The sequence below is a fragment of the Shewanella sp. 10N.7 genome (assembly GCF_020806285.1).
GTDB classification, from domain to species: Bacteria; Pseudomonadota; Gammaproteobacteria; order Enterobacterales; family Shewanellaceae; genus Shewanella; species Shewanella electrodiphila.
The window spans coordinates 20342-42366 of the sequence record NZ_JAJGZS010000026.1; the positions used below are offsets into that span (position 1 = coordinate 20342).

Here is a 22025-nt window from a genome sequence, read left to right on the forward strand (position 1 = left end):
GTAATGGGACTGTGATTGACTAAATTGACTTGTCTAATTATGCATATTTGATGAATAGCTAAGTAAATCGAGTTCAAATAACTTTTTTTATGACTATTTATGCTCAAATATAGCAATATAAGTACTTTGTATGCGCATTTTTATCACTCTTTATTCACTAATCATTTCAGTAATGAATAGTTAACAGCTAAAAACTGGTATTTTGATCACATTTTAGCTAATAATGACCTTCAAGTTAGACAAGCAACCGCTGCGATACTAAACCAAAACCAATACAGACAGCGGACTAGAGTGATTTTTAAATCACTTAATAACCAAAGGACGAAAAGTAATGAGCGTTGAAATGAACTTAACACGTGCCCAATTTGATGAAGTTATGGTGCCTAATTATGCGCCTGCAGCAGTAATTCCTGTTCGCGGTGAAGGTAGCCGAGTTTGGGATCAACAAGGTAACGAGTTTATTGACTTTGCTGGTGGTATTGCAGTGAACTGTTTAGGTCATTGTCATCCTGCTCTAGTTGGCGCGCTTAAAGAACAAGGCGAAAAACTTTGGCATCTTTCAAATGTAATGACTAACGAACCAGCACTTGAGTTGGCGACTAAGTTAGTTAATGCCACTTTTGCTGAACGTGTTTATTTTGCTAACTCTGGCGCAGAAGCTAACGAAGCTGCGCTGAAACTAGCTCGTCGTTATGCACTAGAAAATCACGGTCCACAAAAAGATCAGATCATTGCATTTGATAAAGCCTTCCACGGTCGTACTTTCTTTACTGTTACTGTTGGTGGCCAAGCGGCTTATTCTGATGGTTTCGGTCCTAAGCCACAAAGTGTTACTCACGTACCATTCAATGATATTGCTGCACTTGAAGCTGTCATCTCAGATAATACATGTGCCATTATGCTTGAGCCGCTTCAAGGCGAAGGCGGAATTATCAATGGTGACCCAGAATTCCTTAAAGCGGTTCGTGCTTTAGCTGATAAGCATGACGCATTAGTTATTTTTGATGAAGTACAAACAGGTGTTGGCCGTACTGGTGAGCTATTCGCATACATGGGCACAGATATCGTACCTGATATTTTAACCAGTGCTAAAGCATTAGGTGGCGGTTTCCCCATCGCAGCAATGCTGACTACTGCTAAAATTGCAGCACATTTAAAAATTGGTACTCACGGTTCTACTTATGGTGGTAACCCACTAGCGTGTGCTATTGGTAACGCTGTAATGGATGTCGTTAATACACCTGAAGTACTTAACGGTGTTAAGCATCGCGAGCAATTATTCCGTGATGGTTTAGCGGCAATTAATGCTAAATATAATGTATTTGAAGAAGTACGCGGCCAAGGCATGTTGTTAGGTGCTGTCCTGAATGAACAATACGCTGGTCGTAGTCGTGACTTCCTTGTTGCGTCAGTTGCAGAAGGTTTAATGAGCCTGATTGCTGGTGCTAACGTAGTGCGTTTTGCTCCTTCTCTTGTGATCCCAGAAGCCGATATTGCTGAAGGTTTAGCGCGTTTTGAACGTGCTGTAGCTAAAGTAGTTGCAGGTTAATTGATAAAATTGCGCAACCATTGGGTTGCGCTTTTTTGTTTGGGTAACCAATGAGGTTAAGTATTTAAGCCTGAAGGCATAAATACTGGCTTTATAGGTGTTATTTTAGGAGAGTTTGATGCTAATCATTCGACCAATTCGCGCCAGTGATTACGATGCTCTATACAAGGTAGCTGTTGAGTCAGGACATGGGTTTACATCTCTGCCTGTCAACGAAGAGCTATTGCGATCGAAAATCGCTCGTGCAGAAGCCTCTTTTTCCAAGCAAGTTGAAAAGCCTTTTGATGAAGGTTATTTGATGGTGCTTGAAGATCTGAAAACCAATGAAGTTGTCGGTACCTGTGGTATCGAAGCCGCTGTTGGAATGGAAGATGCCTTTTATCATTACCGTTTAGGTACTGAAGTTTATCATTCAAAACAAATCTCAGTTCGTAATGAAGTTGAAACCCTGACCTTGTGCCATGACTACACTGGTGCGGCAGAGTTGTGTACTTTATTTTTGAATAAAGATTATCGTCGTGGCTATAACGGCCGCATGCTTTCACGTTCACGCTTCTTATTTTTAGCGCAACATGAGCAACGTTTTGGCAGCACGGTCATTGCCGAAATGCGTGGCGTTAGCGATGAAAAGGGCGACTCGCCTTTTTATGAATGGTTACAAGATCATTTCCTTGGCATTGATTTTGTTGAAGCTGATTATCTCTCAGGTTTAGGTAAGAAAGCTTTTATGGCTGAAATGATGCCGCGAAGTCCAATTCATGTGTGCCTTTTACCTAAAAAAGCGCAAAAAGTGATCGGTGAAGTGCATCGCAACACCAAGCCAGCATTGAAATTGCTTCAAGCTGAAGGCTTTAAATTTAGAAACTACGTCGATATTTTTGATGGTGGCCCAACTGTAGAGTGTGCATTAAATGATATTCGCTCAGTTCAGCTGAGCAGAGAGCTCACTGTAACCATCGGAAAAATGCCTCATGCAGACCACCAATATATTATTGCCAATACTTTGTTAGCGGATTATCGCGCGACAGCGGCCAAAGTGAAGGTGTCGGATAAGCATGACAAGGTAACGCTCAGCCCAGAGTTGGCTGAAGCATTGAAAGTGGCTAATGGCGATAACATTCGCGTACTAGAACTTTAGGACAGAACAAATGACACAATTTATTAAAGGCCAATGGTCTAATGGCGAAGGCCATGAAGTAACATCAGTTAACCCAGCTAACGGTGAGGTTATCTGGAGTGGTAAAACTGCAACTGCAGCTCAAGTGAATACTGCGATTGATGCTGCTCGTGCAGCACAATTTGATTGGTTTATGCTGGGTTATGAAGCGCGTTTAGCTATCGTTGAAGCATACCGCAGTGAACTTGAAGCACATAAAGCTGAGCTTGCTGAAGTGATTGCACAAGAAACCGGTAAGCCGCAGTGGGAAACGGCAACAGAAGTTGGCGCGATGATAGGTAAAATTGGCCTATCAGCAGCAGCTCACGATAAGCGTACTGGTACAGAAACCAACGATATTCCAGCTGGACGTGCAGTATTGCGTCATAAGCCTCACGGTGTCGTTGCGGTATTTGGTCCTTATAATTTCCCTGGTCATTTACCTAATGGCCATATTGTTCCTGCATTGCTTGCTGGTAACACTGTGGTATTTAAGCCGTCTGAACTGACTCCAAAAGTTGCTGAAGAAATGCTGAAGCTTTGGGATAAAGCAGGATTGCCACAAGGGGTGATTAACCTTGTTCAAGGTGAGCTTGAAACGGGCAAGGCATTAGCGTCTCATCCACAAATCGACGGTTTGTTCTTTACGGGTAGTTCGCGTACGGGTCATTTACTGCATCAACAATATGCTGGTCACCCAGGCAAAATTTTAGCACTTGAAATGGGCGGTAATAACCCATTAATCATCAAAGATGTTCAAGATACTAAAGCAGCTGTTCACGATATTATTCAGTCTGCGTATATCTCTTCAGGTCAACGTTGTACTTGTGCTCGTCGTCTTTATATCGAGCAAGGCAGCGCGGGTGATGCATTAATTGAGCAACTTATTGCTGCCATTAAACAAATTAAAGTCGGTAGCTGGAATGCACAGCCACAACCATTTATGGGTTCTATGATTTCTGAGGGCGCAGCTAAAGGTATGGTTGCTGCACAAGCAGAATTACAAGCGCTTGGTGGTCAATCTTTAGTTGAGTTAACGCATGTTGAAGCGGGTACTGGCTTAGTGTCTCCTGGTTTAATTGATGTCACTGAGATCGCTGAATTACCAGATGAAGAATACTTTGGTCCATTACTGCAACTTGTTAGATACCAAGATTTTGACAATGCGATTGATATGGCGAATAACACGCGTTATGGCTTATCTGCAGGTATCTTAGCTGACAGCCGTGAAGATTATGATTACTTCTTAGCGCGCATTCGTGCAGGTATCGTTAATTGGAATAAGCAAATCACGGGTGCTTCAGGTTCAGCCCCATTTGGTGGCGTTGGCGCTTCTGGTAATCATCGTGCAAGCGCATTTTATGCTGCTGATTACTGTGCTTACCCTGTTGCTTCAGTGGAAGCAGACAGTGTTAGCTTGCCAGCAAACTTAAGCCCAGGGCTTTCAATTTAAAATAACAATAAAGCTGCTAAGGCAATGACTAGGGCATGTTAATCTTTTCTGGTTGAATTTTGTTCGAGTTAAAAACGTTTTAATTGAGGCGAATGGATTGATGCCTAGTCACCTAAGCAAAAGCCATTCAACAAAGAGTAAAATGTTTTTAGCCGAACCCTTCGGGCAGCGTTTGTTGGCCACTTTTACTGCGTTATTGACTTTTTATGTAGAATAACTACACCTCAAAGTCTCTGCCTTGTACAAATGGCCAACAATTCGCTGCAAAAGCAACCTTGAAAGATCAACAGGCCCTTACTCATTGCCTTTTTTATAAAGAAGGATTTTATTATGCATACCGACGTAAACACTTTGTTCGCTGCATTATGGCAAGACTATATCAACATGACGCCATCAGCGGATAGTATTCATAAGTTACTCAGTAACGGCGAGCCGATCATTAATGATCATATTGCTTTGAGAACCTTTAACATTGCTAAAGTTAACTTATCAGTGCTTGCCGAACATTTTGAGTCCATTGGTTATGTGGCTTGTGGTGATTACAACTTTGAGCAAAAGAAATTAATCGCCAAACACTTTGAGCATCCTGATGCTAATCAACCAAAAGTCTTTATCTCTGAGCTATTAGTTGAAGAGTTTAGCCCTGAAGCGCAAGCCATTATTCATGGTTTAATTAACCAAGTGGATGAGAGCGCAACTAAAGCGGATAATTTCCTTTATTCTGGTCGTCATTGGAATGTGGATCTTGCAAGCTACAAAACACTATTAGCTGAAAGTGAATACGCAGCTTGGGTTGCCGCTATTGGCTATCGCGCAAACCATTTCACAGTATCAATCAATGCGCTGCCAGAGTTTGAACGTATTGAGTCAGTCAATGAAGCATTGAAAAGTGCCGGCTTTAAATTGAACACTTCAGGCGGTGAAGTGAAAGGTTCAGCGGAAGTTTTGTTAGAGCAATCTTCGACGATGGCTGACAGAATGATGGTTACTTTTGCGGATGGTGAATTAGAAATCCCAACCTGTTTTTATGAGTTTGCTCGCCGATACCCAATGACGGATGGCAATTTGTATACAGGCTTTGTTGCGGCTTCTGCTGATAAAATTTTTGAAAGCACTAACGCTGCAGGCTAAAGTTTTGGTTTATTTAAACTGAAACTGAAACTGAAACTACAACAAGCTGATTATTGTGGTTATTGCTTTTTATTGAATAAGCCCTGAGTCATTTTATGTTATTTAAATGACTCAGGGCTTTTAGTGTCTGGTATAGAAGATTGACGATTAGACGCTGGTTATCACTTTCGGATTGTTAAATACAATCGTCACTCTGAGCCCACCTAAGCGCTCTGAACGGTCAAACGTCAGATTGTACCCATACTGTTCGGTAATCTCTTTGACGATGGATAAGCCAAGCCCATGGCCTACAACAGCCTCATCTAAACGCTTACCGCGATTGGTTAACTGATTGAGTTGATCATCATTCACACCAGGTCCATCATCTTCTATCGTGAGTGTCAGAGTTTGACCTGAATTAACCTCACTCGTTTTACTGTTACTGGCTATGACGTCGATATCGACAATGATATTTGATTGTGCCCACTTATAGGCATTGTCTAATAGATTGCCAAACAGTTCCATCCCATCTTCACGGTGAATAGGCAGTCGGTTGATATTGGCAATGATATTGACGCTGCAATCAATTTGTTTATGGTGGTGGACTTTATCTAAAGTATTGGTGAGCGCCTCGAAATCTCTTGGAATGACCATTTGTGCAGCGGGGAGCATATCGCCGGTGATACGAGCTGCGGCAAGTTTACGCTCAATCATATTGCGAATTTGATCCAGTTGCTGCTGCATAGCTTCGGCAGATTCAGGATTGGATAAACCGAGCACTTCAACTTGCTGCTGCATCACAGCAAGCGGTGTTTTTAGACCATGGCTTAAATTACCCAGGTTATTACGGCTACGCTCGATTTGATTGGCGGTGTAATCCAATAGTTCGTTATAGGTTTCTGCTAACGGCTTTATTTCTACTGGGATCTGATTAATCTCGAGAGAGTTTATTTCACCTTGCCTAAGCTTAGCGAGTGAATCCTGAATGGATTTTACAGGCTTAAAAGATTGCCTGATAATGATAAAAATACCGCCAATCATTGCTAGCAGCATGGCGATATTGATCGCAAGCTTAGTACCAAATACTTCACTAAATACCCGCCGGCCAATACTTAAATCTTGGGCAACAGTTAACGTTGCCACTTTCTGACCGCTGGTGGAGCCTAAGCCAATAGATAATAACTGCATATCATTATTTTTTGGCCCTTTGGCTTGCCAGACGCGAGTTTGGTTTTGCTCAAGTAGTTCAATGTCGAGTTGCACATCCCAAAGGGAGCGAGAACGAATGACTTGGCTTTCTGAATTAAACTGAAAGTAGCGCCCAGAGTATGCGGGTTTGTAAAAGCTCGACAGCTCATTTTGGTCGATAATGATTTCGCCAGCATTAATATGACTGGCCAGAATGATGTGCTCTAAATCTTCTTCGAGTCGATTGATGATAGAGTCGTGAAAAGCTTGTCGCAGCATGGACTCAAACATTATGAGTCCAATGACTGTCGCAATAATAATGAGTGCACTAAGCCATAAGCTTAGCTTACTGCGGATCGATATCATTCCACGATGCCGTGAAAGATGTATCCTTGGCCGCGTCGAGTTTCAATGGCCGTTTTACCGAGTTTTTTACGTAAATGAGTGACGTAAACTTCTACAACATTTGACTCTTTCTCATCATCAAATTGGTATAGTTTGTCAGTCAATTGGGCTTTTGAGAGTAACTTTTTAGGCGACATCAGGAAGATTTTAAGCAATCTAAACTCCATCGCGGTTAACTCAAAATGGTTTTCACCGATATGCACTCTCTGCTCGGCTTCATCTAATGTAATGCCGCCATAGCTTAATTGCTTTGATGAGGTATTAAGTCGGCCATGGGCACGGTGAATAAGTGCTTGAACACGTGCTAATAACTCTTGGGCATGGAAAGGTTTGCCAAGGTAGTCATCAGCGCCAGCATTAAAACCTTCAACTTTTTCATGCCACTGACTTCGGGCGGTTAGCATGATAACGGGAGTATCGATGCCTTTTTCGCGCCAAGACTGGACTAGCGTTAAGCCATTACCATCAGGGAGGCCTATGTCTAGAATGACACAGTCGTATTGGGTTTCTTTAATTAGATAGTCTGCTTCAACAGCTTTGTCAGTGACATCTGTAACATAGCCAGCTTGTTTAAGTTGTTTCTCAAGTTCAGCAACTAAAAGGGTATTATCTTCGACGAGTAGCAGTTTCATTTATTTGGCATTCACTTGGTAGTTGGTCAGTAGACTCTGGCATTCCATTTGTTGCATCGATAGATAAATGGATAACATGCCCTTTTTTTAACTTTAATTGTAAATCATAACGCCATTTATCATCCTCTTGATAGAGGCTGGCATCAATTAATTCACCTTCACAGTATTGTGCAAGTAAAGTAAGGGAATAATCAAGCGAACGAATGCTACCAGATGTGACCAAGCGCTGAACTTCATCATGTTGAAGCTCGTTTGTCATTGCATGTGTCGTTGAGCTGAGAGTGTATGCAAATAGACTGAGAAAAAGCGCTGGCAGCAGCCTCATTGGAAAGACTCCCATAAAAAAAGTGATAATCAGATTGACTAATTATCACTTTAATTAATTACTCTTAAATCAAGCTGAAGCTTAACTTAACGAGTACCATATACGACTATAGTTTTACCGTGAGCTTGAATAAGGCTTTGTTCTTCAAGCATTTTCAAAATACGGCCAACAGTTTCACGCGAACAACCTACAATCTGACCAATCTCTTGACGAGTGATCTTGATTTGCATGCCATCTGGGTGAGTCATTGCATCTGGCTGTTTAGCAAGATGTAATAAAGTTTGAGCAATACGTCCAGCAACATCTAAGAATGCTAAATCACCTACTTTTTGGCTAGTGCTTTGCAGGCGGTAAGCCATTTGAGCAGTAAGCTTCATTAGGATTTCAGGATTAACCTGAATCAGTTGCTTGAATTTCTTATAAGAAATCTCTGCGATTTCACATGGTTGTTTTGCACGAACCCAAGCTGTACGTTCTGCTTGTTCTTCGAATAAACCAAGTTCACCGATGAAATCACCCTGATTAAGGTAAGAAAGGATCATTTCTTTACCTTCTTCATCTTTAATCAATACAGCTACCGAGCCCTTTACGATGTAGTAAAGCGTGTCAGATTCTTCACCTGCGTGTATCAAGGTGCTTTTTGCTGGGTATTTATGGATGTGACAGTGTGAAAGAAACCACTCCAAAGTTGGATCAGGTTTAGGCTTGCCAATCAGAGCCATGTTTATTTCCTCGATTGATAAAATGAAAGTAAGGACTATCTAATAAAGTAATTGTACGTGACTTGTCGCTGTAAAACCTTGATGAAGATCGAGTTTAACATTATGAAAAACGCGGCTAAGTCAGTATTAACTTATTAAATTTAAGATTTATTTTTGCTACATTAGATAACTATGTCAATCTAATTTAGTGTGCGTTAAATTATTTAGCAAGTCTTTAAGTAACTATTAAATCAATATTTTGACTGTTTTTTTACTCTCAGTTCGCTATTAATGCTGATATTTTCAGACTTAAACACATTTCCTTTATTGTAAAACCACTAATTGATAGTTATTGTTAATTCGATTACCAAATGAAGTTGAGTTGTAGGGGTTGATTTGAAATATTCTCAAAAGCTATTAAATCTAGGGCTTGCTTGCTCGTTATTTATGCTTGGCAGTGCTGTAACACCTGCTCATGCTTTTTCTATTCCTGCTTCATTAGAATCCCAAGCAGGCACTAAACTTGTGCACATTCAATTACGTGCTGCTGAAGGCAATGCCGATGCACAATTCCTGTTAGGCCTGATGAACTTGGCTGGGCGCTTTGTTGACCAAGATACAGAGCAAGGACTGTACTGGGTTGAACAAGCGGCGATGCAAGATCATATTAAAGCTCAGCAAACTATCGCAGACTTATCATTTGAAGGTAAATTATTACCGAGAAACCTTGGAGTGGCTGAGCAGTGGTATCAGACGTTAGCGCAGCAAGGCGATCCTCGCGCTCACTTTCGTTTAGGTTTTATCTATTCAGCTGGTGGTGATGGGGTTGAACGTAACTGTGGAAAAGCACTCGATCAGTTTAATCAAGTCGGTGACAGTATCGCATTAGGCAATGTGGCTTGGATTTTAGCCACTTGTCCTGAAGAGCAATATAGAGATGGTTCACGTGCTGTTGAGTTAGCATTACAGTTGCTGGAAAATAATGCCAATGATCCGACTAACTTAGATAATCTTGCTGCAGGTTATGCTGAAATGGGTGAATTTGAGTTAGCTGTTGATACTCAGCAAAAAGCGATTGAAGCTTTAAAGCAAGATCCGGAAGTGGCACAGAGTGATGAATTTATTATGCGTCTCGAGCAGTACCGTCAGCGTCAGGCTTACCGAGAAGTCATTCCCTTAATGGATTAAGTGTCACGCAAACCTTTCTATCTTAAACGGCCTGTTGGCCGTTTTTTTGTTTTTACTTCAAAGATTTTCTATTCCATCTCTCTGTAAGAACTATTAATGCCTATGCTTGAATGATTGAAATCGAGTTTTTAATCATTCAAGCATAGGCATGGTGGCTTTGTTTTGGTGTTTTATTTAGCTTTGAGGTGATTTGATGAATCAACAATTGAAGTGGTATCAGTTAACAGTCATTTTTAGCTTATTATTTTCGTTGATGGGTTTTTCATACAATGTTTGGCGAATGGAAATAACTGAACACAATAGTAATGTGAGAACCGCGAGTTTTGAAATGTTACTTGAGTTAGCGCAATTGCAGCAATTGGTTTATGCCGCTTATTATGATCAAGACTTAAAGCTTGGCAGCCCAAGAGTTGGCTGGGTAAAAGTTGGGCTGATAGAAGATTTGAGTAGTTTAACTGGTAAGCCTGTAATTGAGCAGTCGCAGCAATTAACACAAGTATGGTCGACTCAATGGCAGAATATGCCTGAAAATGAAGCTGCAGCGAATCAAATTATTGAACAAGTGGACAGCGTAAGGGCTGAAATCAAAACCTTGCTAGTGTCATTAAACTAACGAAGAAGAGCGTGCTAAAAGTAGGTTTGCTGATATGCCCAAGTGCGCTAACAGATAAAGATGGGGGAATTAACACCCATGAGCACATCAACTATCGTTCTTTCGCCTGAAATCCCGATAGTGAAGATGATAATACCTATGGCTTAAAACAAGCTTAAACAACCATAAGTAATAATCGTTCATTTAGTAAGAATGTGACTCAGTATTAAGCGTTTTCTGCGGCTTTTTTATGCATTAACTCTTTGATCAATGGGGTTAGAATTAACTCCATTGCTAATGACATTTTACCACCCGGTACCACTAAGGTATTGACTCGAGACATAAATGAGCCATCAATCATGCTGAGATAATAAGGGAAGTCGACATTGTTGATATCGCGAAAACGAATCACCACAAAGCTTTCATCTAGGCTGGGAATATCTTTGGCGCTAAATGGATTAGAGGTATCTACAGTCGGTACCCGTTGAAAGTTAATATGAGTTCGCGAGAATTGTGGCGTCATATGTTTGATGTAATCATCCATACTGCGAACGATCGAACCCATGACTTTTTCACGGCTATGACCCCTGTCTGATGTATCTCGAATGATCTTTTGGATCCACTCTAAATTGACAATCGGCACCATGCCAATCAATAAGTCTACATGCTTAGCGACATTGGCATCTTCGGTAACAACACCACCATGCAATCCTTCGTAATACAGCATATCGGTATTTTCAGGAAGAGGGTGCCACTGAGTGAATGTGCCAGGCATTTGGTTAAATGGCACCGCTTCATCAAAAGTGTGTAAATAACTGCGGGTTTGGCCTTGGCCTGTATCAGAATAGCTTTGGAAGCACTCTTCGAGTTTGACGAAGTTATTTGCTTCAGGGCCAAAATAACTAAGATTGCGATTTTCAGCTTGAGACTTGCGGATTAACACTTCCATTTCTGCACGGGTAAAGTTATGAAAACTATCACCTTCAATAAAAGCTGCATTGATACCCAGTTGACGGAAGATATGAGTAAATGCCGTTGTCGTTGTTGTTGTGCCAGCTCCTGAAGAGCCAGTAACAGCAATAATGGGATGTTTTGTTGACATTTATCCTACCTAGATCAAACGTGAAAATTAGCTAAATAACTGAGACAGTTCAGTGTTTTATCGTTCTGCTCATCGTTAACACTTTCATGATTAAACTTGAAGAAAAACAGACTCTATTTATACGGGCTGAATCGATTGAGGTCAATGCTGCAATGTTAATCCTACTCAGCAGTTGGGTAAATGATTTGATCTTTATGCCTTATAGCGATTGATTCATCTTCTTCGCTAAATTCTACTTTGAGCTCGCCTAGCTTAAGAGAGTGCTTACACTTTTCAATGGCAGCAGCAATTTGTTGATCATCAAGTTGACCAAAAGATCCATCTTCAACTTGAGTTAATAAATACTCTTTAATCAAGTTATTAAGTGTTTCTTGCGGCAGTTGTAATAACGCCTCGTAAGGGATTAGCATGAATTAGCCTTTAATAAATTGGATGATGCGAGACTCTAAATAAAATGTCGGTTTCCAAGGTACACCGCCAGAGATAAAGCCGACATGACCACCGTTTTGATGTAGTTCGTACTCGACATGATCAGACAATTCTTCATTGGATGGGATCACTGCATCTGTCATAAAGGGATCATCTTGAGCATGAATGACTAAAGTCGATTTTTGTACCTGTTTTAAAAATGGTTTACCACTCGCTCGATTATAGTAATCATATACATCGCTGAAGCCATGTAGCGGGGCGGTGACTCTATCATCAAATAGATGGAATGTTGTTAATTCGGCAATTTCTTTCGCGGTCACTGGCATATCAGTGCTCAAGTGCGCTTCAGCAACTTTTGCCTGCATTTTGTCTTGTAACTGCTTAATTAAATGCTGTTGATATACCGTAGAAAAGCCACTTTCTAATTTTTTTGCACAAGCGGCCAAACATAACGGCGCTGAAACAATGATGGTTTTGTCCAGCAAACTATCACTACCTTGCTCGCCTTGATATTTCGCCAGTACATTACCCCCTAAGCTATAGCCTACAGCGTATAACGCTGAGTCAGGAAACTGTTGGTTTAACTGAGTGAGGGTGAAGTGAATATCTTGAGTATCACCACTGTGATAACTGCGTGCTAGACGGTTTGGTTCGCCAGAGCAGCTACGGTGATGATGTACCACAGCACATAAACCTTGTTCTTTTGCTGTTTGTAGCATGCGACGCACATAGTGAGAATCACTGCTGCCTTCTAAACCATGCAAAATGACCAAAATAGGTTGGCCATTTACCGCTTCACTCACCCAGTCTAAATCAACGAAATCACCATCAAATAGTTCTTGGCGTTGTCTTGAAACTTCTGGTTTGTCCACTTTGAAAAATACGGGTAAAATCGTTTGAATATGGGCACTTACAGCCCACCATGGTGGTGAAAAAGTCTTTTTCATATGGGTATTTTATGTGCAATGGTTTGTTAATATTCAAACGTGTGTTTAAATGTTGATTGAGTTCACTTTAGCATAGATGCTTTTGTGGCAACAAATGTGGCACTTGGGAGTGTTTGATTTGTGGCCGTGCTTTCGTACAGAAGTAGGCAATAGAAAAGGGATAACAATGAAAAGAAGAACCTTTTTAACTGGGGCGTTTACAGGAACAGCTGCGCTCGCTTTAGGTGTGAGTTTGTATACGCCTGAAGTAAACGATAACCCAGATGACACACATCGCTTATTATTCAGTGTGCTTATTCCGATATTTATGGATGGCGCATTACCAGAAGTTGCCAACTATCGTGATGCTTTTTTAAATCGGACCATCATTGCCATTAACCAAACAATCAGTGTATTGCCTGAAGATCAAAAGCAAGAATTAACCCAATTACTGACCATGCTGGAATCAAGATTTGGCCTGCTTATTCTCACCAGCAGCATTACGCCATTGGTGCTTAGATCGCCTGAACAACTGAATGAAATGTTGGAGCATTGGCGTCATCACTTTCTTGAGATGATGCAGACTGCTTATATTGGGCTGCGTGAACTCATCATCTCTAGCTATTACGCTTGCCCAGAACATTGGGGACGTCTGCACTACGCTAAACCTACATTTTTGGATGCCTAAGCTGTTTGTATTTTCACTAATTAACATGAATTCTGGAGTAACAAATGGCTGCAAATATCATTGATCCGATTACCACTGGCTTAGCTGCTGGTTGGCAGCATATAGATGCTAATCAATTGACAGAAAATCAACACTTTGAAGCTGATGTGGTCATTGTAGGCACAGGTGCTGGAGGTGGCACGGCTGCTGAAATCCTGGCACAAGCAGGTCTTAGTGTGATTATGGTAGAAGGTGGCCCTTTAAAGTCATCAAGTGACTTCAATATGGAGGAACGCACCGCCTATCCTGATTTATACCAACAAGCTGCGGCGATGAAAACCTCTGATAAAGGTATTGGAATTTTTCAAGGTCGAAGCGTTGGCGGCTCGACGACGGTTAATTGGACCACTTCAATTCGAACGCCTGATAACGCGTTAGCTTTTTGGGAAAAAGAAAAATCTGTTACAGGCTTATCCACTGAATCCCTGCAACCTTGGTTTGAGAAAATGGAAGCCAGATTGAATATCAGTGAATGGCAATTTCAGCCTAATTTGAATAACGCGGCTTTAAAAGAAGGCTGTGAAAAGCTCGGCTGGGAATACACTGTTATCAAGCGTAATGTGAAAGGTTGCTGGAACACGGGTTATTGTGGAATGGGTTGCCCAGTAAATGCTAAGCAGTCGATGCTAGTGACCACAATTCCCAGTGCGTTAGAGCAAGGTGCAACCTTAATCTCAAATGCTAAAGTAATTGATTTAAAGCATAAAGGGGACAAAGTTGAAGGCTTGTCTGCTAAAGCGCAATCGGGCAGTTCAAGTGCAGCAACGCTGACTTTTAGCGCTAAGCATTATATTTTAAGCGCTGGAGCAATACACACTCCGACTATTTTAATGCGGGCTAAAACCCCTGATCCACATAAGTTATTAGGTAAAACATTTTTACATCCAACGCTGTTATCTGGCAGTCTTTTTGATAAACAAATTGATGGTCACAGCGGCGCACCACAATCTATCTATTCCGATGAATTTGTTTGGCGAGATGGCGCAGCGGGTGGAATGGGCTATAAACTTGAAGTGCCTCCAATTCACCCGATTTTAATAGCATCTAAAACGATTGGTTATGGTCGCAGTCATGCAGAGCTTATGACTCACTTTAATAACTTACAAGTGATGATAGCACTTGTAAGAGATGGTTATTCTGATCAAAGCCCCGGTGGTCAAGTTAGGCTGACTGACGAAGGATTTGCGCTCGATTATCCACTGGAACAACCTTTTTGGGATACCGCAAGACGTGCCTTTGCGACTATGGCTGAATTACAGTTTGCTGCAGGAGCTAAAAAAGTATTACCGATTAATGATGGTATTGGTATGCAGCTTAGTTGGGCGCAAGCCAAGGAAACCATAGCCACTATGGATATCGGTTTGCTCAAGACGATTGTTGCGTCTGCGCATGTTATGGGAGGCTGTGCTATGGGTGATGATAAAACGTTATCTATGATTAACAGTGAAGGGCAATCCCATTATTTTGAAAACTTATCAGTCATGGATGGCTCGATGTTCCCAACAAGTTTAGGGGCTAATCCACAACTATCCATTTATGGCATAGTGGCGCGTAATGCTACGTTACTCGCTGAACGTTTAACGGCCAAAACATAAATGGCACTTAATTTGGGATAAATACCTTTTTAGTATAAATCGCTAAAGTCAGATTAAAAGACTGATGATATGAAGGCTTAATCAATAAAACCGACTGTAACCAGTCGGTTTTTTGTTGCTACCCCTTGTCAAAATATGTTCAGTAATATGACATTTTTATTAAACATTTCATTTTGCATATATATGAATTTGCGTATATCTGTTTTTACGCATATTCTTGCTGCATTATCTATAACGATTTTGAACTTTGATACTTTTCTTGGTTATTTACCTTGAATACAAACCAAGATGATAGAGGTTAACTATGCAACCCAGCATATTTTTTAAATGCTTAGCTGATGAAACTCGATTGAAGAGTTTACTTTTAATTTCACTTAATCAGGAGTTGTGCGTCTGTGAGCTAATGGCTGCGCTAGATGATAGTCAGCCAAAAATATCACGCCATTTAGCTCAACTTAGAAAAGAAGGTTTGTTAACCGATAGAAGGCAAGGTCAGTGGGTTTACTACCGACTTAATGATGCATTACCTCAATGGGCTCAAACCGTTATTACACAAACCGCATCAGGCAATACCGCATTCATTGAAGCTGATCTGAAGCGCTTAGCGGATATGGTCAATAGACCTAACTGCAATCGTTGTTAGTGATTTCAAACACTGATTTAACTTATTTTATTAAACGAAAGGCTAGATTATGACAATTAAAGTAGGAATTAACGGTTTTGGCCGTATGGGACGTTTATCATTTCGTGCTGCATTCGATTGGGCTGACGTTGAATTTGTTCAAATTAACGATCCAGCTGGTGATGAAGCCACACTGGCTCATTTAGTCAATTTTGATTCAGTTCATGGTCGTTGGGCTCATGAAGCTGTTGCGCATGATAATACCATCGAAGTTAATGGTCATAAGATTGTCTGCACAGCCAATAAAGCTATTGCCGATACTGATTGGTCAAACTGTGATGTTGTTATTGAAGCATCAGGTGTGATGAAGACCAAAGCAAAGCTGCAAGCTTACCTTGATCAAGGTGTAAAGCGTGTTGTAGTGACGGCACCAGTGAAAGAAGACGGGGTGTTAAATGTAGTTATGGGCGTGAATCATCAAGATTATGATAAATCAATTCACCCAATTGTTACCGCAGCATCTTGCACAACTAACTGTTTAGCACCTGTGGTTAAAGTCATCCATGAGTCACTAGGTATTGTTCATGGTTCAATGACCACGATTCATGACATTACGAATACCCAAACTATTCTTGATGCTCCCCACAAGGATTTACGCCGTGCAAGAGCATGTGGCATGAGCCTTATTCCTACTACCACGGGATCTGCAACAGCAATTACGCATATTTTCCCAGAGCTGAAAGGCCGCTTAAATGGTCACGCGATTCGTGTGCCATTAGCAAATGCGTCAATTACAGATTGTGTTTTTGAACTGAGCCGCAGCACCACTGAAACTGAAGTGAACCAATTGCTTAAACAAGCTGCAGAAGGCGAGCTTGATGGGGTGCTTGGTTATGAAGAGCGTCCGTTAGTCTCGATTGATTATAAAACAGACCCTCGCTCAGCGGTTATCGATGCGCAATCAACCATGGTTGTTAATAATACCCAACTTAAACTTTATGTTTGGTATGACAACGAGTGGGGTTACGCAAATCGTACTGCTGAATTAATGCGTTTAGTGGGCTTGCAAGATAAAGCTGACGTGTAGTCACATGTGATTAATAGGGTTATACCGATGTCTTTATTCACAAAATTGGCAAACTTGCCCAGTGAGATAAAACAGTACTTAATTGTGACTGGCAACTATTGGGCATTTACATTGACCGATGGTGCACTGCGAATGCTGGTGGTGCTGCATTTTCATGGTTTAGGTTTTAGCCCGATTGAAATTGCAATGCTGTTTTTGTTCTACGAAATTTTTGGTGTTGTGACTAATCTTGTTGGAGGTTGGCTTGGTGCGAGAGTGGGTTTAAATCGCACCATGAATATCGGCCTCGGCTTGCAAGTGTTTGCTTTGTCTATGCTGCTGGTACCCAGTGAATGGCTCACTGTGGTGTGGGTAATGGCGGCGCAGGCGTTATCTGGCATTGCTAAAGACTTGAATAAAATGAGCGCCAAAAGTGCCATTAAAACATTGGTTCCCGCTGGAGCTGAAGGTAAATTATATCAATGGGTTGCTATTCTTACTGGTTCTAAAAATGCCCTTAAAGGTGTGGGCTTTTTCTTAGGTGGCGCGTTGCTGACTGTGTTTGGTTTTCAGGCGGCAATCTTAATCATGGCAGTCGCGTTATTGCTGGTGTGGATATTTAGCGTATTAACCTTAAAAAGCCAGTTAGGCAAAGCGACTGTGAAGCCCAGGTTTACAGAGATTTTCTCTAAGAGCAGTACCATTAACTACTTATCTGCAGCAAGGCTGTTTTTGTTTGCAGCAAGAGATGTATGGTTTGTGGTGGCATTGCCCGTCTTTCTTGCCAGTCAATTTGGCTGGGATCATTGGTATGTTGGGGGCTTTTTAGCCTTGTGGGTTATTGCTTATGGTGGTGTTCAATCCTTTGCGCCCCATTTTACCGGCAAAAAACAAGGTAAGGTCCCTGATGGTAAAAGTGCCTGCTTATGGGCTGCGGTATTGGCTATTATTCCTGGAGTGATTGCACTGGCTCTCACTTTCGATTGGCATAGTCATATTATGCTTATCGGCGGGTTATTGGTTTTCGGCGTATTGTTTGCAGTGAACTCATCGATGCATAGCTATTTAATTGTGAGTTACGCAGGTAAAGATGGCGTGTCTTTAGATGTTGGCTTTTATTATATGGCTAATGCGATGGGTAGGCTTATTGGCACTTTGTTATCGGGTTGGGTATTTCAGCAATACGGACTTGAGGCCTGCTTGTGGATTTCGAGTGTGATGATCGCGTTAGCAGCAATCATTTCGACACGCTTACCGCAACAAAGTCATTCATAATCTTTGTTTTAACGGCTGATAGTATTGTTTTAACGGCTGATAGTATTGCTTTAGCGGATGTATAAGTGGTGCAGCGAATATTGATAATATCGGTATTCGCTGCTCGCTTTAAGCACTTTGTAATTGAGTAAAATAATCTGCGTCGATACCAAATAAGCACAAGTAATTTTCGGTGTTATAGGTGTCTTTTTTATCAGAGGCAATATCGGAAATAGCGTCAGTATTAATTGAGCCTTGCTCAAACTGATTTAATTTCTTCAGCAACATTTGCTGAGTTTTGCGCTCCATCATCAACTCTATATCTAACATTTGTTGATATTCGCCTGCTTGTAAATGTGATTTAGCTAAGCGGCGTAATTTACGATATGGGGTAACAACTTTAGTATCCCAGTCTTCAATGGTCGAGGCGAGTACTTCCCACTGCGCTAATGGTAAATAATGGCACTGTTGGTCAAGGTATTGGGCCAACAATAGTAGGTTTACATTAACTTGGTAGTCGTCTTGTACGCTGATGTAGCTTACTGGATTGGTCGCGTATAGATTGTCACAATCACGCCAAATTAATGAGTTAAAAGGTTGCACTAGACTTTCTCCAACGTGTAAGTATCCATTCTTTAAGATTCAGACTGATAATGAGAATTACGTTATCTTGCGTTATCGATAGCACGATAACTTGAATCTTATTGTCCTTGAAAAGCTCGGTGCATTTCAGGTGATAGTTAAATTTTGATAACTACAGGTTAAAGCTTATTAAATCAGAGGCTTTAACCTGTTTCCTCTTGTTTGAATGATTGTTGCAGGCACATATTTAGCTCATTCAAACAATTGGCAGATTAATTGAGGGTAAACTCTTGTTCGATAACTTCAATCTGCTCTTGAAGATCAAGCCAAGTCATTTCACTTTCGTCCATCGCTTGTGTCAGTTCAGTTCTCTCATTAAGCACTTTAGTCATTTTAGCTTTATTTTCCGCTTCATAAAGCGAGCCATCAGCCAAGTCGATTTCAAGTTCAGCTAAACGTGTGCTGATTTTTTGCTGTTGTGTCTCAAGCTTAATTTGCTGTTTACGCAATGGAGACACTTTCTGTCTTAATTCGGCTTCAAAACGTTTCTGCTGTTTTTTATCGATTGTTGGCTTAGTGTCACCCTCTTTAGCGGCCGATGATTGCGCTGCTTTTGCTGCATCGAGCAACCATTGGTGATAATCATCTAAATCGCCTTGGAAAGGCTTAACAGCACCTTGGTCTACAAGGTAATAGTCACTACAGCTTAACCGTAAAAGATGTCGATCATGTGACACAATGACCATTGCACCTTCAAAAGTTTGCAATGCCATGGTCAGTGCATGACGCATCTCTAAATCAAGGTGGTTGGTCGGTTCATCTAAAAGTAATACGTTTGGTTTTTGCCATACGAGTAGTGCCAGAACTAAACGGGCTTTTTCGCCACCCGAGAAAGGTCTAACAGCCGACATAGCCATATCACCATTAAAACCAAATCCGCCTAAAAAGCTACGTAGTTCAAGCTCTTTCGCATTGGGCGCTAGACGGACTAAATGCTGTAGCGGGGTGTCATCCAAACTCAAAAATTCAATTTGATGCTGAGCGAAGTAACCAATATTCAGACCAGGATTAGGCTGATATTTACCTGTTATAGGGGCTAAATCTCCAGTGAGTAATTTTATCAGAGTCGATTTACCGGCTCCATTTCGGCCTAATAGACCAATACGCGCACCTGGAACTAGGTTAAGTTTGACTTCACTTAATACGGTTTTGTCACCGTAGCCAATAGACACATTCTCCATGGTCGCTAAAGGATTAGGTAAAGCGTCAGGCTCACGAAAAGCCATATGAAACTGGCTGTCGACTTGTGAAGGTAATAAGTTAGCCATTTTTTCTAAGGCTTTTAATCGACTTTGAGCCTGTTTGGCTTTACTGGCTTTATAACGGAAGCGGTCGACAAAAGATTGCATGTGAGCGCGTTCTTTTTGTTGACGTTCAAATGCGGCTTGTTGCTGAGATAATCTTTCAGCACGAATACGCTCAAATGAGCTGTAATTACCTTTGTAATAATTCAGTTTGGCATGCTCAACGTGAACAATTTCATCAACGATCCCGTCAATAAAGTCACGGTCATGACTAATTAAGATAAGCGTACCTTGGTAGGCTTTAATCCAACCTTCTAACCAATACATGGTATCTAAATCTAAATGGTTGGTGGGTTCATCTAGTAGCAATAAGTCAGAGCGGCATAATAGTGCCTGCGCTAAGTTAAGACGCATTCTCCAGCCACCAGAGAAGCTTTTTACTGGGTTACTTTGTTCTGGCTCACTAAACCCTAGACCAGCTAACAGGGAGCTCGCTCGTGAGCGAATGGCATAACCACCTATAGCATCAATTTTTCCATGTATCAGCGCGATGTTATGGCCATCATCTTTTTCTTGAGCGATGGCCAGTTGAGCCTCAAGTTGACGAAACTCAATATCACCATCGAGTACATATTCTAGCGCTGAGACTTCAAGTGCCGGTGTTTCTTGGGCAACAGTGGCGACTTGCCAACCCGCAGGTAAACTAAATTCGCCTTTATCAAGTTGTAGATTGCCTAAAATGAGCGCCAATAGAGATGATTTCCCTGTGCCATTCGCACCGACTAGGCCAACTTTATGGCCAGGATAGACGGTAAGGTTAGCTTCATCGAGTAGGGTTTTCGTTCCGCGGATGAGTTGGGCTTGGCTGATGTTAATCATGAATGGCAACTTGACTGGTGATAATACAAAAAGTGCAGCGATAATAGCGTAATTGATACTTTTTTAACACTAGAGCGAGACTGGATTAACCAATTCGTGGCAAAATACTGCTACTGATATCGCAAATGCACAGAAGAACAATAATAAGATTATGGCTAAAATAAAAAAACGCTTTGTAGCTGGGGCTAAATGCCCTCAATGTCATGCTCAAGATACTATTCAACTATTTAAAGAAAATGGTGTTGAAACAGTTGAGTGTACTGACTGTGATTACCGTGAACAACAAACAGAGGCAAAAGTCGCTGAAAAAGCCACAGGTAATGTAATCGGCGTATTTAAGCCTGATTAATGAATGGCTAATGTAAGGTGTTGGGCGAATATCTGGATGATAGGAACTGGAATAGCCCGAGAACGCTTTAGTTAGTGGGCGTTGCGCTGAGGGATTTGCTTACTATTATTCTTTAGCGATAGCGCCATCATTGGCGCTTTCTGCTAGGATTTTGTTTTTGTGTTCGATAAGTACAATAATCACGTGACGATTATTTTTCATTAACTCATCAAATCGATTATTAATCTCAGCTAAATCTTCTACATAATCTGGATCGTCTTTTTCTTTCTTGTGCCAATAGCGATTACGATCAAGTTTTTGAATTTCACTGGCACGTAAAATTTCAAAATAACTATTTTCTTGCTTGAGGCGATAAACTTCACTATCCAATAATTGGATTAATTTCTCTTTGGAAATGGTTTGTTTTTTCAGCAAAGCTTTAAGCGGGTCTTCTTTTAAGACAACCTTATCCGAATCAACTTCTGTGGTGATCCCAAGCTGGTATTCAATTTTGTGCTGACGATATTCTTTTGGGCAAACAGTCTGACTGAAGGCGATTTTATTGTCCTTCATGCATTTATAAATTGTATTAGCAGAGGCGAAAGTTGGCCCCATGAATAATACAATAATGAATGTGATGAGTAGTCTTATTGGCATGCGGCCACAGATCCTTTTGTAATCTAACATCGTTTCAACACCGTGTTGAAGGTATATCAGATGGTTACCGCTAGTCGGCCAAAACCCATTGGCGCTAGGTGGTTGTAAATCATTATAGCTGCTTGTAGCTATAATGTTTAAATATACTTAATTACTATGGCCTAATTTTAACGATAAAACCAGTTTTTTGACAGTAGATTTTTTATTGGCACAGAAGAACTTTGCGTTAAATTTGTAAGACTTAGTGAACAATCA

The 22025-nt window shown here is 41.1% G+C and carries 22 protein-coding genes; 12 read left to right on the plus strand and 10 right to left on the minus strand.

What is annotated here, in order from left to right:
* Positions 1 to 331 precede the first annotated feature (331 nt).
* The 4 genes from LMH66_RS15875 (at position 332) to LMH66_RS15890 (ending at position 5289) form a co-directional block, all read left to right on the plus strand.
* Positions 332 to 1549, plus strand: a complete 1218-nt coding sequence (locus LMH66_RS15875) for an aspartate aminotransferase family protein (RefSeq protein ID WP_102529213.1) — start codon at positions 332 to 334, stop codon at positions 1547 to 1549.
* A gap of 118 nt (positions 1550 to 1667) precedes the next feature.
* A complete protein-coding gene (gene astA / locus LMH66_RS15880; RefSeq protein WP_102529214.1) occupies positions 1668 to 2687 on the plus strand; it encodes an arginine N-succinyltransferase in 1020 nt (339 codons plus the stop codon).
* Between the two features lie 10 nt (positions 2688 to 2697).
* A complete protein-coding gene (gene astD / locus LMH66_RS15885) occupies positions 2698 to 4158 on the plus strand; it encodes a succinylglutamate-semialdehyde dehydrogenase (RefSeq protein WP_229371160.1) in 1461 nt (486 codons plus the stop codon).
* Positions 4159 to 4488: 330 nt separating this feature from the next.
* Entirely contained in the window at positions 4489 to 5289 is an 801-nt protein-coding gene (locus LMH66_RS15890; protein WP_229371162.1) for a DUF1338 domain-containing protein, read from the plus strand.
* 147 nt (positions 5290 to 5436) lie between these two features.
* Here LMH66_RS15890 and LMH66_RS15895 read toward each other — a convergent pair whose 3' ends face one another.
* From LMH66_RS15895 to crp, 4 genes are all read right to left on the minus strand, one after another.
* Positions 5437 to 6822, minus strand: coding sequence for an ATP-binding protein (locus LMH66_RS15895; RefSeq protein ID WP_229371164.1), 1386 nt, complete (start codon positions 6820 to 6822; stop codon positions 5437 to 5439).
* On the minus strand, positions 6819 to 7493 hold the full coding sequence (locus tag LMH66_RS15900; protein WP_102529218.1) for a response regulator transcription factor: 675 nt from the start codon (positions 7491 to 7493) through the stop codon (positions 6819 to 6821). Before LMH66_RS15900 ends, LMH66_RS15895 begins: the two co-directional genes overlap by 4 nt.
* A complete protein-coding gene (locus LMH66_RS15905; RefSeq protein ID WP_133146652.1) occupies positions 7468 to 7752 on the minus strand; it encodes a PepSY domain-containing protein in 285 nt (94 codons plus the stop codon). Before LMH66_RS15905 ends, LMH66_RS15900 begins: the two co-directional genes overlap by 26 nt.
* Positions 7753 to 7904: 152 nt before the next feature.
* Positions 7905 to 8540 carry a cAMP-activated global transcriptional regulator CRP gene (crp, locus tag LMH66_RS15910; RefSeq protein WP_102529220.1) on the minus strand — a complete coding sequence of 212 codons (636 nt, stop codon included), beginning with the start codon at positions 8538 to 8540 and terminating at the stop codon, positions 7905 to 7907.
* A gap of 375 nt (positions 8541 to 8915) precedes the next feature.
* Between crp and LMH66_RS15915 the strand changes: the two genes are divergently transcribed.
* On the plus strand, positions 8916 to 9707 hold the full coding sequence (locus LMH66_RS15915) for a tetratricopeptide repeat protein (protein ID WP_198589600.1): 792 nt from the start codon (positions 8916 to 8918) through the stop codon (positions 9705 to 9707).
* 193 nt (positions 9708 to 9900) lie between these two features.
* Positions 9901 to 10320, plus strand: coding sequence for a hypothetical protein (locus LMH66_RS15920; RefSeq protein WP_229371166.1), 420 nt, complete (start codon positions 9901 to 9903; stop codon positions 10318 to 10320).
* Positions 10321 to 10525: 205 nt separating this feature from the next.
* On the opposite strand, the gene LMH66_RS15925 is transcribed toward LMH66_RS15920, so the two are convergent.
* The 3 genes from LMH66_RS15925 to LMH66_RS15935 form a co-directional block, all read right to left on the minus strand.
* Positions 10526 to 11401, minus strand: coding sequence for a phosphoribulokinase (locus tag LMH66_RS15925; RefSeq protein WP_102529222.1), 876 nt, complete (start codon positions 11399 to 11401; stop codon positions 10526 to 10528).
* Between the two features lie 161 nt (positions 11402 to 11562).
* Positions 11563 to 11811, minus strand: coding sequence for a YheU family protein (locus LMH66_RS15930; protein WP_102529223.1), 249 nt, complete (start codon positions 11809 to 11811; stop codon positions 11563 to 11565).
* 3 nt (positions 11812 to 11814) lie between these two features.
* A complete protein-coding gene (locus LMH66_RS15935) occupies positions 11815 to 12777 on the minus strand; it encodes a hydrolase (protein ID WP_229371169.1) in 963 nt (320 codons plus the stop codon).
* A gap of 166 nt (positions 12778 to 12943) precedes the next feature.
* Here LMH66_RS15935 and LMH66_RS15940 point away from each other — a divergent pair, with 166 nt between their 5' ends.
* The 5 genes from LMH66_RS15940 to arsJ all read left to right on the plus strand — a co-directional run bounded on the left by LMH66_RS15940 (position 12944) and on the right by arsJ (position 18041).
* Positions 12944 to 13444 (plus strand): TAT leader-containing periplasmic protein, encoded by a 501-nt coding sequence (locus LMH66_RS15940; RefSeq protein ID WP_102529225.1) that lies wholly within the window; start codon positions 12944 to 12946, stop codon positions 13442 to 13444.
* Between the two features lie 44 nt (positions 13445 to 13488).
* The gene (locus LMH66_RS15945) at positions 13489 to 15078 is read left to right on the plus strand and encodes a GMC family oxidoreductase (protein ID WP_229371172.1); all 1590 of its coding nucleotides are present in this window, start codon (positions 13489 to 13491) and stop codon (positions 15076 to 15078) included.
* A 304-nt stretch (positions 15079 to 15382) separates the two neighbouring features.
* Positions 15383 to 15721, plus strand: a complete 339-nt coding sequence (locus LMH66_RS15950) for a metalloregulator ArsR/SmtB family transcription factor (protein WP_102529227.1) — start codon at positions 15383 to 15385, stop codon at positions 15719 to 15721.
* Positions 15722 to 15770: 49 nt separating this feature from the next.
* Positions 15771 to 16787, plus strand: a complete 1017-nt coding sequence (locus LMH66_RS15955; protein WP_229371174.1) for an ArsJ-associated glyceraldehyde-3-phosphate dehydrogenase — start codon at positions 15771 to 15773, stop codon at positions 16785 to 16787.
* Positions 16788 to 16814: 27 nt separating this feature from the next.
* The gene (gene arsJ, locus LMH66_RS15960; protein ID WP_229371176.1) at positions 16815 to 18041 is read left to right on the plus strand and encodes an organoarsenical effux MFS transporter ArsJ; all 1227 of its coding nucleotides are present in this window, start codon (positions 16815 to 16817) and stop codon (positions 18039 to 18041) included.
* 108 nt (positions 18042 to 18149) lie between these two features.
* Here the strand turns inward: arsJ and LMH66_RS15965 are convergent, their stop codons facing one another.
* Both LMH66_RS15965 and LMH66_RS15970 read right to left on the minus strand, forming a co-directional pair.
* The gene (locus LMH66_RS15965; RefSeq protein ID WP_229371178.1) at positions 18150 to 18623 is read right to left on the minus strand and encodes a TIGR02444 family protein; all 474 of its coding nucleotides are present in this window, start codon (positions 18621 to 18623) and stop codon (positions 18150 to 18152) included.
* Between the two features lie 251 nt (positions 18624 to 18874).
* On the minus strand, positions 18875 to 20785 hold the full coding sequence (locus LMH66_RS15970; protein WP_229371180.1) for an ABC transporter ATP-binding protein: 1911 nt from the start codon (positions 20783 to 20785) through the stop codon (positions 18875 to 18877).
* A 151-nt stretch (positions 20786 to 20936) separates the two neighbouring features.
* On the opposite strand from LMH66_RS15970, the gene LMH66_RS15975 reads away from it, so the two are divergent.
* Positions 20937 to 21134, plus strand: a complete 198-nt coding sequence (locus tag LMH66_RS15975; RefSeq protein WP_229371182.1) for a YheV family putative zinc ribbon protein — start codon at positions 20937 to 20939, stop codon at positions 21132 to 21134.
* Positions 21135 to 21239: 105 nt separating this feature from the next.
* On the opposite strand, the gene LMH66_RS15980 is transcribed toward LMH66_RS15975, so the two are convergent.
* Positions 21240 to 21770 carry a hypothetical protein gene (locus tag LMH66_RS15980; RefSeq protein ID WP_102529233.1) on the minus strand — a complete coding sequence of 177 codons (531 nt, stop codon included), beginning with the start codon at positions 21768 to 21770 and terminating at the stop codon, positions 21240 to 21242.
* Positions 21771 to 22025: the final 255 nt, after the last annotated feature.

Coding starts and splice junctions, on each gene's coding strand:
- astA (WP_102529214.1), top strand. CDS start 1,668: ATGCTAATCATTCGACCAATTCGCGCCAGTGATTACGATGCTCTATAC.
- crp (WP_102529220.1), bottom strand. CDS start 8,540: ATGGCTCTGATTGGCAAGCCTAAACCTGATCCAACTTTGGAGTGGTTT.
- LMH66_RS15970 (WP_229371180.1), bottom strand. CDS start 20,785: ATGATTAACATCAGCCAAGCCCAACTCATCCGCGGAACGAAAACCCTA.
- LMH66_RS15975 (WP_229371182.1), top strand. CDS start 20,937: ATGGCTAAAATAAAAAAACGCTTTGTAGCTGGGGCTAAATGCCCTCAA.
- LMH66_RS15930 (WP_102529223.1), bottom strand. CDS start 11,811: ATGCTAATCCCTTACGAGGCGTTATTACAACTGCCGCAAGAAACACTT.
- LMH66_RS15945 (WP_229371172.1), top strand. CDS start 13,489: ATGGCTGCAAATATCATTGATCCGATTACCACTGGCTTAGCTGCTGGT.
- LMH66_RS15950 (WP_102529227.1), top strand. CDS start 15,383: ATGCAACCCAGCATATTTTTTAAATGCTTAGCTGATGAAACTCGATTG.
- astD (WP_229371160.1), top strand. CDS start 2,698: ATGACACAATTTATTAAAGGCCAATGGTCTAATGGCGAAGGCCATGAA.
- LMH66_RS15895 (WP_229371164.1), bottom strand. CDS start 6,822: ATGATATCGATCCGCAGTAAGCTAAGCTTATGGCTTAGTGCACTCATT.
- LMH66_RS15900 (WP_102529218.1), bottom strand. CDS start 7,493: ATGAAACTGCTACTCGTCGAAGATAATACCCTTTTAGTTGCTGAACTT.
- LMH66_RS15955 (WP_229371174.1), top strand. CDS start 15,771: ATGACAATTAAAGTAGGAATTAACGGTTTTGGCCGTATGGGACGTTTA.
- LMH66_RS15875 (WP_102529213.1), top strand. CDS start 332: ATGAGCGTTGAAATGAACTTAACACGTGCCCAATTTGATGAAGTTATG.
- LMH66_RS15935 (WP_229371169.1), bottom strand. CDS start 12,777: ATGAAAAAGACTTTTTCACCACCATGGTGGGCTGTAAGTGCCCATATT.
- LMH66_RS15920 (WP_229371166.1), top strand. CDS start 9,901: ATGAATCAACAATTGAAGTGGTATCAGTTAACAGTCATTTTTAGCTTA.
- LMH66_RS15940 (WP_102529225.1), top strand. CDS start 12,944: ATGAAAAGAAGAACCTTTTTAACTGGGGCGTTTACAGGAACAGCTGCG.
- LMH66_RS15980 (WP_102529233.1), bottom strand. CDS start 21,770: ATGCCAATAAGACTACTCATCACATTCATTATTGTATTATTCATGGGG.
- LMH66_RS15905 (WP_133146652.1), bottom strand. CDS start 7,752: ATGACAAACGAGCTTCAACATGATGAAGTTCAGCGCTTGGTCACATCT.
- LMH66_RS15925 (WP_102529222.1), bottom strand. CDS start 11,401: ATGTCAACAAAACATCCCATTATTGCTGTTACTGGCTCTTCAGGAGCT.
- LMH66_RS15890 (WP_229371162.1), top strand. CDS start 4,489: ATGCATACCGACGTAAACACTTTGTTCGCTGCATTATGGCAAGACTAT.
- arsJ (WP_229371176.1), top strand. CDS start 16,815: ATGTCTTTATTCACAAAATTGGCAAACTTGCCCAGTGAGATAAAACAG.